The organism is Streptomyces sp. NBC_01497 (genome assembly GCF_036250695.1).
Classification (GTDB): Bacteria; Actinomycetota; Actinomycetes; order Streptomycetales; family Streptomycetaceae; genus Streptomyces.
Map to the genome: position 1 here is coordinate 6,468,089 of NZ_CP109427.1, position 12,425 is coordinate 6,480,513.

General features: G+C 65.0%; 6 protein-coding genes, 3 rRNA genes and 1 pseudogene. 7 read left to right on the top strand and 3 right to left on the bottom strand.

What is annotated here, in order from left to right:
• The first annotated feature begins 23 nt into the window (after window positions 1–23).
• Window positions 24–803, top strand: a complete 780-nt coding sequence (locus OG310_RS27305; RefSeq protein ID WP_329458513.1) for a sulfite exporter TauE/SafE family protein — start codon at window positions 24–26, stop codon at window positions 801–803.
• Window positions 804–870: 67 nt separating this feature from the next.
• Here the strand turns inward: OG310_RS27305 and OG310_RS27310 are convergent, their stop codons facing one another.
• The 3 genes from OG310_RS27310 to OG310_RS27320 form a co-directional block, all read right to left on the bottom strand.
• Complete coding sequence (locus tag OG310_RS27310) at window positions 871–1,392, bottom strand: HNH endonuclease (protein ID WP_329458514.1); 522 nt, start codon at window positions 1,390–1,392, stop codon at window positions 871–873.
• Between the two features lie 153 nt (window positions 1,393–1,545).
• Window positions 1,546–2,085 carry a YbhB/YbcL family Raf kinase inhibitor-like protein gene (locus tag OG310_RS27315; RefSeq protein WP_329458515.1) on the bottom strand — a complete coding sequence of 180 codons (540 nt, stop codon included), beginning with the start codon at window positions 2,083–2,085 and terminating at the stop codon, window positions 1,546–1,548.
• A gap of 67 nt (window positions 2,086–2,152) precedes the next feature.
• The gene (locus OG310_RS27320) at window positions 2,153–2,938 is read right to left on the bottom strand and encodes a sporulation protein (protein WP_329458516.1); all 786 of its coding nucleotides are present in this window, start codon (window positions 2,936–2,938) and stop codon (window positions 2,153–2,155) included.
• Between the two features lie 133 nt (window positions 2,939–3,071).
• Here OG310_RS27320 and OG310_RS27325 point away from each other — a divergent pair, with 133 nt between their 5' ends.
• From OG310_RS27325 to OG310_RS27350, 6 genes and pseudogenes are all read left to right on the top strand, one after another.
• The gene (locus OG310_RS27325) at window positions 3,072–3,713 is read left to right on the top strand and encodes a DNA-3-methyladenine glycosylase (RefSeq protein WP_329460409.1); all 642 of its coding nucleotides are present in this window, start codon (window positions 3,072–3,074) and stop codon (window positions 3,711–3,713) included.
• Window positions 3,714–4,315: 602 nt separating this feature from the next.
• Window positions 4,316–5,840 (top strand): 16S ribosomal RNA (locus OG310_RS27330).
• Between the two features lie 318 nt (window positions 5,841–6,158).
• Window positions 6,159–9,280 (top strand): 23S ribosomal RNA (locus OG310_RS27335).
• A 116-nt stretch (window positions 9,281–9,396) separates the two neighbouring features.
• A 5S ribosomal RNA gene (gene rrf / locus OG310_RS27340) occupies window positions 9,397–9,513 on the top strand.
• Together the 16S, 23S and 5S rRNA genes form the textbook arrangement of a ribosomal RNA operon.
• Window positions 9,514–9,949: 436 nt before the next feature.
• Window positions 9,950–10,735 (top strand): annotated as a pseudogene (locus OG310_RS27345) (tetratricopeptide repeat protein); the annotation flags it as partial.
• A gap of 591 nt (window positions 10,736–11,326) precedes the next feature.
• A complete protein-coding gene (locus OG310_RS27350) occupies window positions 11,327–12,337 on the top strand; it encodes a tetratricopeptide repeat protein (protein WP_329460410.1) in 1,011 nt (336 codons plus the stop codon).
• The last annotated feature ends 88 nt before the right edge of the window (window positions 12,338–12,425 follow it).

Below are 12,425 nucleotides of genomic sequence, written 5' to 3' on the forward strand. Positions count from 1 at the left end.
GCGTCCGAGCACGAACGGAGACCATGAGCATCTGGGACATGCTGGCCGTCCTCTTCGCGGGCGTCTGGGCGGGCGCGATCAACACCGTCGTCGGCTCGGGCACCCTGGTCACGTTCCCGGTCCTGCTCGCCGTGGGCCTCCCGCCGGTCACCGCCACCGTCTCCAACGCCCTCGGCCTGGTGCCCGGCACCCTCAGCGGCGCGCTCGGCTACCGCGCCGAACTCGCGGGCCAGCGCCGCCGCGTCCTGCGCCTCGGCGCGGCGGCACTCGTCGGCGGGTTCACCGGCGCCGTACTGCTGCTGGCCCTGCCGTCCACCGCGTTCGAGACGATCGTGCCGGTCCTCGTCGCTCTCGCGCTCGTCCTCGTCGTCCTCCAGCCCCGGATCTCCGTCCTCGTCCAGCGCCGCCGGGCCCGCCGCGGCACGGACGCCACCGACAGCGCCGTCCGCGACGGCGGCCCCGTCCTGATCGGGGCGCTGCTGCTCGCCAGCGTCTACGGCGGCTACTTCACCGCCGCCCAGGGGATCCTGTACATGTCCCTGATGGGCATGCTGCTCGACGACAGGATGCAGCGCCTCAACGCCGTGAAGAACGTCCTCGCGACGATCGTCAACTCGGTCGCGGCGCTGTTCTTCCTCTTCGCCGCCCACTTCGACTGGACGGCCGTCGGCCTCATCGCCCTCGGCTCCACCATCGGCGGCCAGCTCGGCGCCAGGATCGGCCGCCGCCTGCCCCCCACCGCGCTGCGCGCCGTCATCCTCGTCGTCGGCGTCGCCGCGATCGTCCAGCTCCTCCTGCGCTGAACGGAGCGAAGCCCGCCCCCGGAAGAGTTTCGGGAACGGGCTTCACACGACAGGGACGTCCACGCTGTTACGCGGCGCCCACCCCCACGGGGACGCCGGCCAGCCACTCCGGCAGCTCGGAGCGCTCACCCGACCGCAGCGACAGCAGCATCGCCTCGGCGGGCGACGGTATGAACGGGCCCCGCAGCAGCGGCATCCCCGCCTGCTCCGGCGTACGGTCCGCCTTGCGGTGGTTGCACTCGGCGCAGGACGCCACCGTGTTCACCCAGCTGTCCGCGCCCCCGCGTGAGCGCGGAGTGACGTGGTCCACCGTCGACGCCCGCCGGTCGCAGTACGCGCACCGGTGCTGGTCACGCACCAGCACCCCTCGTCTCGACCACGGTGCCTGTCTTCGAAACGGCACGCGTACGTAGCGGCACAGCCGGATCACCCTCGGCACCGGCAGCTCCATCGCGGCCGCGCGCACGCGCAGAGCGGGGTGCGCCTGCTCGACCACGGCCTTGTCCGTGAGCACCAGGACGATCGCGCGGTGGAGAGTCACCGTCGACAGAGGTTCGAAGCTCGCGTTGAGCACCAGCGTGTCCCGCATCCCGCCCACCTCCCGTGTTGCCGGCCCAGCCTTGTCCGACGGGCCATTCGGCTCGGATCAACTCTGGCCGGGCGCGCCGGGGTGGACAACACAATAAAAATGCCCCGCCCCGATCACCGATAGACCAGGGCAGGGCAAACAACGGGCAAACGGTCAGCTCCCGGACGGCTCCGCGTACGCGCCGATCAGCTGTCCACGGCCCAGCGTGTGGAAGCGCAGATTGAACCCGACGAAGGCCGGGGAGCCGTCGCTGTCGGGTCCCAGCTTCTCCGTGTCCACCGCGTACACCGTGAACACGTAGCGGTGCGCGGGGTCACCGGCCGGCGGCGCCGCGCCGCCGAAGTCCTTCGTCCCGTAGTCGTTGCGTGCCTGCACGGCCCCTTCCGGCAGACCCTTGAAGGATCCACTGCCCGCACCCGCGGGCAGCTCCGTCACCGACGCCGGGATGTCGAACAGCACCCAGTGCCAGAAACCGCTGCCCGTCGGCGCGTCCGGGTCGAAACACGTCACGGCGAAACTCTTGGTCTCCGCCGGAAAGCCCTCCCAGCGCAGGGACGGGGACGTGTTGCCCGCCGCGTAGACCTGCGCGTCCTTCAGCGTCGCGCCCGGCGAGACATCGTCGCTGGTCACGCTGAACGAGGGCACCTGCGGGTGGAAGTCGTGGGGGAGCGGGGCCCTCTGTCCTTCGGCCATGCCGGAACCTCCGTGTCATCAGTAGTTCGATTTTGTACTTCTCTACGCGCCGAGCCTAGTCCCGTACTCAGAACCAGTTGCGGCGACCGCCCACCTCGGCGAGCCACGCGTGCAGGTACGCCGGCCAGTCCGTCGAAGCGAAGCCGTCGAGCCCCACGGCGAAGGAGCGGTACGTGTCGTGCCCCTCGCTGAACAGGCCGTCCTTCTTGTCCATCTCCATCACGACGTCCATCTCGCGGTCGTCCGCGACGAAGGTCAGCTCGACCTCGTTCAGCCCCCGGTACTGCTGGGGGGAGTGGAACTCGATCTCCTGGTAGAAGGGCAGCCGCTGACGCGTCCCGCGGAGGTGGCCCCGCTCCATGTCCGCCGCCTTGAAGCGGAAGCCCAGCTGGATGAAGGCATCCAGGATCGCCTGCTGCGCGGGCAGCGGGTGCACGTGCACCGGGTCCAGGTCACCCGAGTCGACCGCACGCGCGATCTGCAGCCCCGTCGTCACCCCGATGTGCATACCGCGCAGGTCCTGGCCGTCGATCGTGGTGAGCGGCGTCTCCCACGGGATCTCCAGACCGAACGGCACCGTGTGCACCGCCCCGGCCCGCACCTCGAAGGCGCCGCCGATGCGCTCCGTCGCGAAGTCGATGTTCTGCTTGTACTCCTGGTCGTCGTGGCCCTCGACCTCGACACGCGCCTGCAGCCCGACGGTGAGCCCCTGGATCTCCTGGCTCACGGATCCGCCCTGGACACGCACCTCGCCGGAGACCACCCCGCCCGGCACCACATTGGACTCGAACAGTTCCGTCTCCACCGAAGCCCCGCCGGCCCCCATGCTGGCGAGCAGCCTCTTGAAGCCCATCTGCACTCCCTCTTCGTGTTGCGCGGTACGGGTCCTTACGACCCCTACATACGCGCGGGCCCCGCGGACGGTTCCTGGAGCGCCGCAAGCGAGGGCCGTACGGATGACGCCGGTAGGCTCGTGGGCCATGGTCATGATCGAAAACGACGACCGTACGCCACTGCCGCGGGACTTCTTCGACCGCCCGGTGCTCGACGTCGCGCCCCAGCTGCTCGGCCGGACCCTTCAGGCCCGCACCGCCGGCGGCACCGTCACGCTCCGCCTGACCGAGGTGGAGGCGTACGACGGCGGCAACGACCCGGGGTCGCACGCCTTCCGCGGGCCCACGGCCCGCAACGCGGTCATGTTCGGCCCGCCGGGCTACGCCTATGTGTACTTCACCTATGGCATGTGGTTCTGCGTGAACGTGGTCTGCGGACCCGAGGGCCGGCCGAGCGGTGTCCTGCTGCGGGCGGGACGGGTCGTCGGCGGCGAGGAGACGGCGAGGAAGCGACGGCTTTCGGCCCGCCACGACCGGGAACTGGCCAAGGGACCGGCCCGCTTGGCCACCGCCCTCGCCATCGACCGATCCCTGGACGGCACGGACCTGTGCGCGGGAACGGCGAGCCCTCTCGCGCTGCTCGCGGGTGTCCCCACCCCGGCCGACCAGGTACGCAGCGGCCCCCGCACGGGCGTCGGTGGAGGGGGAGCCCACCAGCCGTGGCGGTTCTGGACGGACGGCGACCCCACGGTCAGCCCGTACCGCGCCCATGCGCCCCGCAAGCGGCGCCCTTGACGCGGCTTGACCCGGGCACCCCGGACGCGTAATGTAGTCCGAGCCGCTGAAACGGGGCAGCTGCCGTTCGGCAGACCCGGGAGCGGCCATCTTTGAACCTCGAAACCTTTGAAACGAATCCCCAACGGGCGCCTCTTTCGGCATGCCGAAATTGCGATCCAAAGACTCGATTATGAGTCGGCCGGGGAAATCGGCTAAGGTTTGGAACGTCGGAACGGCCGAGCGAAAGGGCCGGAAAGACAAAGGCAGGACCCCTTCCGACGGGGAATCGGACGAAACAGAGTCTGATAGAGTCGGAAACGCAGGACAGCGAGACGGAAACACAGCAGGACAAAGAAATACCGAAGGGAAAGCCCGGAGGAGCCCCGGAAGGGAATCCAAAGGAAGCGTCCGTTCCTTGAGAACTCAACAGCGTGCTAAAAGTCAACGCCAGATATGTTGATACCCCGTCCATTATGCCGGGCGATCCGAATCTTCGGATGGTTCCGGTGGACGAGGTTCCTTTGAAGTAACACAACACAGCGAGGACGCTGTGAACCGCAGGGATTATTCCTTCCTGTGGTTCCGCTCCGAGTGGTGTCACCCCGTTTACGGGGAAAGCATTCACGGAGAGTTTGATCCTGGCTCAGGACGAACGCTGGCGGCGTGCTTAACACATGCAAGTCGAACGATGAAGCCTTTCGGGGTGGATTAGTGGCGAACGGGTGAGTAACACGTGGGCAATCTGCCCTGCACTCTGGGACAAGCCCTGGAAACGGGGTCTAATACCGGATATTGACGCACTCCTGCATGGGATGTGCGTGGAAAGCTCCGGCGGTGCAGGATGAGCCCGCGGCCTATCAGCTAGTTGGTGGGGTAATGGCCTACCAAGGCGACGACGGGTAGCCGGCCTGAGAGGGCGACCGGCCACACTGGGACTGAGACACGGCCCAGACTCCTACGGGAGGCAGCAGTGGGGAATATTGCACAATGGGCGAAAGCCTGATGCAGCGACGCCGCGTGAGGGATGACGGCCTTCGGGTTGTAAACCTCTTTCAGCAGGGAAGAAGCGAAAGTGACGGTACCTGCAGAAGAAGCGCCGGCTAACTACGTGCCAGCAGCCGCGGTAATACGTAGGGCGCAAGCGTTGTCCGGAATTATTGGGCGTAAAGAGCTCGTAGGCGGTTTGTCACGTCGGATGTGAAAGCCCGGGGCTTAACCCCGGGTCTGCATTCGATACGGGCAGACTAGAGTGTGGTAGGGGAGATCGGAATTCCTGGTGTAGCGGTGAAATGCGCAGATATCAGGAGGAACACCGGTGGCGAAGGCGGATCTCTGGGCCATTACTGACGCTGAGGAGCGAAAGCGTGGGGAGCGAACAGGATTAGATACCCTGGTAGTCCACGCCGTAAACGTTGGGAACTAGGTGTGGGTCACATTCCACGTGGTCCGCGCCGCAGCTAACGCATTAAGTTCCCCGCCTGGGGAGTACGGCCGCAAGGCTAAAACTCAAAGGAATTGACGGGGGCCCGCACAAGCGGCGGAGCATGTGGCTTAATTCGACGCAACGCGAAGAACCTTACCAAGGCTTGACATACACCGGAAAGCATCAGAGATGGTGCCCCCCTTGTGGTCGGTGTACAGGTGGTGCATGGCTGTCGTCAGCTCGTGTCGTGAGATGTTGGGTTAAGTCCCGCAACGAGCGCAACCCTTGTCCCGTGTTGCCAGCAGGCCCTTGTGGTGCTGGGGACTCACGGGAGACCGCCGGGGTCAACTCGGAGGAAGGTGGGGACGACGTCAAGTCATCATGCCCCTTATGTCTTGGGCTGCACACGTGCTACAATGGCCGGTACAATGAGCTGCGATACCGCGAGGTGGAGCGAATCTCAAAAAGCCGGTCTCAGTTCGGATTGGGGTCTGCAACTCGACCCCATGAAGTCGGAGTCGCTAGTAATCGCAGATCAGCATTGCTGCGGTGAATACGTTCCCGGGCCTTGTACACACCGCCCGTCACGTCACGAAAGTCGGTAACACCCGAAGCCGGTGGCCTAACCCTTGTGGAGGGAGCTGTCGAAGGTGGGACTGGCGATTGGGACGAAGTCGTAACAAGGTAGCCGTACCGGAAGGTGCGGCTGGATCACCTCCTTTCTAAGGAGCATTTCTTACCGGGTCCTTCGGGGTCCGGTCAGAGGCCGGTTCATCAGCGAATGTCTGGTGCCGGTTGCTCAAGGGTGGAACGTTGACTATTCGGCAGGGCCGGTCGGCTGCTGCTGTGAGTACTGCTCCTTCGGGGGCGTGGAAAGCAGTGGGTGGTGGGCTGGGTTTGTCGGGCACGCTGTTGGGTGTCTGAGGGTGCGAGCGTTGCTCGCCCTTCGGGTTGCCGGCCCCAGTGAACTCGCCTGTTTGGGTGGGGTGATGGGTGGCTGGTCGTTGTTTGAGAACTGCACAGTGGACGCGAGCATCTGTGGCCAAGTTTTTAAGGGCGCACGGTGGATGCCTTGGTACCAGGAACCGATGAAGGACGTGGGAGGCCGCGATAGGCCCCGGGGAGCTGTCAACCGAGCTTTGATCCGGGGGTGTCCGAATGGGGAAACCCGGCAGTCGTCATGGGCTGTCACCCGCACCTGAACTCATAGGGTGTGTGGAGGGAACGAGGGGAAGTGAAACATCTCAGTACCCTCAGGAAGAGAAAACAATAGTGATTCCGGGAGTAGCGGCGAGCGAAACTGGATCAGGCTAAACCGTTCACGTGTGATACCCGGCAGGGGTTGCGTGGGCGGGGTCGTGGGAGTGGACTTTCATTGTCTGCCGGCAGTGAGGCGAGTCAGAAACCGTATGGATAGGCGAAGGGCATGCGAAAGGCCCGGCGTAGAGGGTAAGACCCCCGTAGCTGAAATCTGTACGGCTCGTTTGTTTATTTCCCAAGTAGCACGGGCCTCGAGAAATCCTGTGTGAATCTGGCGGGACCACCCGCTAAGCCTAAATATTCCCTGGTGACCGATAGCGGATAGTACCGTGAGGGAATGGTGAAAAGTACCGCGGGAGCGGAGTGAAATAGTACCTGAAACCGTGTGCCTACAAGCCGTGGGAGCGTCGCATGCAAGCTTGCTTGCATGTCGTGACTGCGTGCCTTTTGAAGAATGAGCCTGCGAGTTTGCGGTGTGTTGCGAGGTTAACCCGTGTGGGGGAGCCGTAGCGAAAGCGAGTCCGAATAGGGCGATTTAGTAGCGCGCTCAAGACCCGAAGCGGAGTGATCTAGCCATGGGCAGGTTGAAGCGGCTGTAAGAGGTCGTGGAGGACCGAACCCACCAGGGTTGAAAACCTGGGGGATGACCTGTGGTTAGGGGTGAAAGGCCAATCAAACTCCGTGATAGCTGGTTCTCCCCGAAATGCATTTAGGTGCAGCGTCGTGTGTTTCTTACCGGAGGTAGAGCACTGGATAGGCGATGGGCCTTACCGGGTTACTGACCTTAGCCAAACTCCGAATGCCGGTAAGTGAGAGCACGGCAGTGAGACTGTGGGGGATAAGCTCCATGGTCGAGAGGGAAACAGCCCAGAGCATCGACTAAGGCCCCTAAGCGTGCGCTAAGTGGGAAAGGATGTGGAGTCGCAGAGACAACCAGGAGGTTGGCTTAGAAGCAGCCACCCTTGAAAGAGTGCGTAATAGCTCACTGGTCTAGTGATTCCGCGCCGACAATGTAGCGGGGCTCAAGCGTACCGCCGAAGTCGTGTCAATCCAGCGTATAGCCCCAACGGGTGCTGGGTTGGGTAGGGGAGCGTCGTGTGCCGGGTGAAGCCGCGCCGGAAGGCAGTGGTGGACGGTTCACGAGTGAGAATGCAGGCATGAGTAGCGATTCACACGTGAGAAACGTGTGCGCCGATTGACTAAGGGTTCCTGGGTCAAGCTGATCTGCCCAGGGTAAGTCGGGACCTAAGGCGAGGCCGACAGGCGTAGTCGATGGATAACCGGTTGATATTCCGGTACCCGCTGTAGAGCGTCCAGTATCGAATCCTCTGATGCTAAGGCCGTGAAGCCGCCCTGATCTCTTCGGAGTTGAGGGGAGTGGTGGAGCCGCCGGTCCAAGGTGGTAGTAGGTAAGTGATGGGGTGACGCAGGAAGGTAGTCCATCCCGGGCGGTGGTTGTCCCGGGGTAAGGGTGTAGGACGTGTGGTAGGTAAATCCGCCATGCATGTGTCTGAGACCTGATGCCGAGCCGATTGTGGTGAAGTGGATGATCCTATGCTGTCGAGAAAAGCCTCTAGCGAGTTTTATGGCGGCCCGTACCCTAAACCGACTCAGGTGGTCTGGTAGAGAATACCGAGGCGTTCGGGTGAACTATGGTTAAGGAACTCGGCAAAATGCCCCCGTAACTTCGGGAGAAGGGGGGCCATTCTTGGTGATCTGTCTTGCACAGTGAGCTGGGGGTGGCCGCAGAGACCAGCGAGAAGCGACTGTTTACTAAAAACACAGGTCCGTGCGAAGCCGTAAGGCGATGTATACGGACTGACGCCTGCCCGGTGCTGGAACGTTAAGGGGACCGGTTAGTCACATTTCGGTGTGGCGAAGCTGAGAACTTAAGCGCCAGTAAACGGCGGTGGTAACTATAACCATCCTAAGGTAGCGAAATTCCTTGTCGGGTAAGTTCCGACCTGCACGAATGGCGTAACGACTTCTCGACTGTCTCGACCATAGGCCCGGTGAAATTGCAGTACGAGTAAAGATGCTCGTTTCGCGCAGCAGGACGGAAAGACCCCGGGACCTTTACTATAGTTTGATATTGGTGTTCGGTTCGGCTTGTGTAGGATAGGTGGGAGACTGTGAAGCTTGGACGCCAGTTCAGGTGGAGTCATTGTTGAAATACCACTCTGGTCGTGCTGGATGTCTAACCTGGGTCCGTGATCCGGATCAGGGACAGTGTCTGATGGGTAGTTTAACTGGGGCGGTTGCCTCCCAAAGGGTAACGGAGGCGCCCAAAGGTTCCCTCAGCCTGGTTGGTAATCAGGTGGTGAGTGTAAGTGCACAAGGGAGCTTGACTGTGAGACTGACGGGTCGAGCAGGGACGAAAGTCGGGACTAGTGATCCGGCGGTGGCTTGTGGAAGCGCCGTCGCTCAACGGATAAAAGGTACCCCGGGGATAACAGGCTGATCTTCCCCAAGAGTCCATATCGACGGGATGGTTTGGCACCTCGATGTCGGCTCGTCGCATCCTGGGGCTGGAGTCGGTCCCAAGGGTTGGGCTGTTCGCCCATTAAAGCGGTACGCGAGCTGGGTTTAGAACGTCGTGAGACAGTTCGGTCCCTATCCGCTGCGCGCGCAGGAGTCTTGAGAAGGGCTGTCCCTAGTACGAGAGGACCGGGACGGACGAACCTCTGGTGTGCCAGTTGTCCTGCCAAGGGCATGGCTGGTTGGCTACGTTCGGGAGGGATAACCGCTGAAAGCATCTAAGCGGGAAGCCTGCTTCGAGATGAGGACTCCCACCCACTTGATGGGGTAAGGCTCCCAGTAGACGACTGGGTTGATAGGCCGGAGATGGAAGCCAGGTGACTGGTGGAGTTGACCGGTACTAATAGGCCGAGGGCTTGTCCATAGAGGCTCGCGTCCACTGTGTAGTTCCCGGATTGCGAACAGTCGCTGCCGGTGAACGCACCACGCACCACGCAGTACTCAATTGAAAAGAGTGCTTGTTCGCCGATCCATTAGGGTTTCGGTGGTTATAGCGTAGGGGAAACGCCCGGTCACATTCCGAACCCGGAAGCTAAGCCTTACCGCGCCGATGGTACTGCAGGGGGGACCCTGTGGGAGAGTAGGTCGCTGCCGAACAATCTTTCAGGGACCCGTGGTCCAGCATTCAAGCTGGACTACGGGTCCTTTTTTGTTGCGATTTTCGCAACACGCACACACCCGCGCATCGGTCGGCCGACTGCGCGACGATTGATGGTGGCACCTGAACCGACGACGGTGCCCTAAGACAGGAGTCCTACCGATGTCCCCCAATGCCCCCGACGACCGTCCTGAGCGCGAACCGCGCCGCGGGGACAGTGGTGACAACCGGAGCGGCTTCGGAGGGCGTCGGGACGACCGGCCTTCCACTCGTCGTGACGACCGGCCGGCTCCACGCCGTGACGACCGGGGTGGCGACCGTGGTGGGTTCCGTGGTGGCCGCGACGACCGCGGTGGCGACCGCGGCGGATTCCGCCGTGACGACCGGCCCGCGCCCCGCCGCAACGACGACCGCGGGAGCCGTCCCGGTGGCGGCGGCGGTTACGCGGGACGTGACCGCGACGACCGTGGCGGTCGTCCTGCTGCCGGTGGCAGCAGTACCGGCGGGTTCGCGCGTCGTGACGACCGTGATCGCGGCGGCGACCGTGGCGGATTCCGTCGTGATGACCGTCCGGCCCCGCGTCGTGATGACCGTGGTGGGGACCGTCCCTCGTTCCGTCGTGATGACCGTCCGGCACCCCGTCGTGATGACCGTGGTGGCGACCGTCCCTCGTTCCGTCGTGATGACCGTCCGGCACCCCGTCGTGATGATCGTGGTGGGGACCGGCCCTCGTTCCGTCGCGATGACCGTCCCGCTCCCCGTCGTGACGACAGTGGTGGTTTCCGTGGCGGCCGTGATGACCGTGGCGGGGACCGTACCTCGTTCCGTCGTGATGACCGTCCGGCTCCCCGTCGTGATGATCGTGGTGGGGACCGGCCCTCGTTCCGTCGCGATGACCGTCCGGCCCCGCGTCGTGACGACAGTGGTGGTTTCCGTGGCGGCCGTGATGACCGTGGCGGGGACCGTACCTCGTTCCGTCGTGATGACCGTCCGGCTCCCCGTCGTGACGATCGTGGTGGGGACCGTCCCTCGTTCCGTCGCGATGACCGTCCCGCTCCGCGTCGTGACGACAGTGGTGGTTTCCGTGGCGGCCGTGATGACCGTGGTGGCGACCGCCCGTCGTTCCGCCGTGATGACCGTCCCGCTCCCCGTCGTGACGATCGTGGTGGGGACCGTCCCTCGTTCCGTCGCGATGACCGTCCCGCTCCGCGTCGTGACGACAGTGGTGGTTTCCGTGGCGGCCGTGATGACCGTGGTGGCGACCGCCCGTCGTTCCGCCGTGATGACCGTCCCGCTCCCCGTCGTGATGACCGTGGTGGCGACCGCCCGTCCTTCCGTCGCGATGACCGTCCGGCCCCCCGTCGTGATGACCGTGGTGGCGACCGGCCCTCGTTCCGTCGCGACGACCGTCCCGCTCCGCGTCGTGACGACAGTGGTGGTTTCCGTGGCGGCCGTGATGACCGTGGTGGCGACCGCCCGTCGTTCCGCCGTGACGACCGTCCGGCCCCGCGCCGTGACGACCGCGGTGGCGACCGGCGTGACGACAGGCCCCGTGGCCCGCGTCGCGAGGACGACCGCGGTGGCCGCCCCACTGGCGGTTTCGCTCGCCGTGACGACCGTGACGGGGGCGGGCGTCCCGCCGGTGGCGGTGGGTACGCCAGGCGTGACGACGGCGACCGTGGCGACAGGGGCGGTTTCCGCGGCGGACGCGACGACCGTGACCGCGGCGGGTACCGCCGTGACGACCGGCGGGACGACCGCCGTGACGGCGGCTACGGGCAGCGTGACGACCGTGACCGTGACCGGGAGCCCGTGAGGCGCCTGCCGATCCCGCCCGAGGTGACCGGCGAGGAGATCGACAAGGACGTGCGGCAGGAGCTGATGAGCCTGCCCAAGACCCTTGCCGACGATGTCGCCCGCAACCTCGTGATGGTCGCCCAGCTCATCGACGAGGACCCCGAGCAGGCCTACGCCTACTCCCGCGTCGCGCTGCGGCTCGCGTCCCGTGTCGCCGCCGTACGTGAGGCGGCCGGCTTCGCGGCGTACGCGACGCAGAAGTACTCCGAGGCACTGGCCGAGTTCCGGGCGGCCCGGCGGATGACCGGCAATGTGGACCTGTGGCCCGTGATGGCCGACTGCGAGCGGGGGCTCGGCAGGCCCGAGCGCGCGCTCGCGATGGCCGGCGAGCCCGAGGTGCAGAAGCTGGACAAGGCGGGCCAGGTCGAGATGCGGCTCGTGGCCGCGGGTGCGCGCCGGGACATGGACCAGCTCGACGCCGCGATCGTGACCCTGCAGAGCCCCGAACTCGCGTCCCACGCCGTCCATCCGTGGACCGCGCGGCTGCGCTACGCCTACGCCGACGCACTGCTCGCGGCCGGCCGGGAGGACGAGGCGCGGGAGTGGTTCGCCCGGGCCATCGAGGCGGACAAGGACGGCAGCACGGACGCCTCCGACCGCCTGGCCGCGCTCGACGGCATCGAGTTCGTGGATGCCATGGAGGACGAGGACAGCGACGACGAGAGCCCCGAGGGCCGGGACGATGCCGCTGCCGAGGAGGACGACGACCGGCAGGACGCGCCGGCCGGAGCCCGCCCCGAGCCGGAGACCGACGCCGAGGCCGTGGCGGACGTCGCTGACGCCGACGACGAGCCCGTACTGGACGACGACGCCGACGACGTTGATGACGATGACGACGACGAGCCCGCAGCGGCCGACGACGCCGACGCCGACGACGCCGACGACGATGCGGATGCCGACGCGCCCACCGGCGCCGAGGGCAGTGCTTCTCCCCGGGCGACGCGGAACGCGGGCCAGGACGACTGAACCGTCGCTTCGGCGAAACAGGTGAGGAAGTAACGAACGACTGAGGGGCCCGCGTGCTGTCGCCGCGCGGGCCCCTCAGTCGTTTCCG

Excerpts from the sequence above, each read along its gene's own strand:
- OG310_RS27320 (WP_329458516.1), bottom strand. The coding sequence starts at position 2,938 with ATGGGCTTCAAGAGGCTGCTCGCCAGCATGGGGGCCGGCGGGGCTTCG.
- OG310_RS27315 (WP_329458515.1), bottom strand. The coding sequence starts at position 2,085 with ATGGCCGAAGGACAGAGGGCCCCGCTCCCCCACGACTTCCACCCGCAG.
- OG310_RS27310 (WP_329458514.1), bottom strand. The coding sequence starts at position 1,392 with ATGCGGGACACGCTGGTGCTCAACGCGAGCTTCGAACCTCTGTCGACG.
- OG310_RS27305 (WP_329458513.1), top strand. The coding sequence starts at position 24 with ATGAGCATCTGGGACATGCTGGCCGTCCTCTTCGCGGGCGTCTGGGCG.
- OG310_RS27325 (WP_329460409.1), top strand. The coding sequence starts at position 3,072 with ATGATCGAAAACGACGACCGTACGCCACTGCCGCGGGACTTCTTCGAC.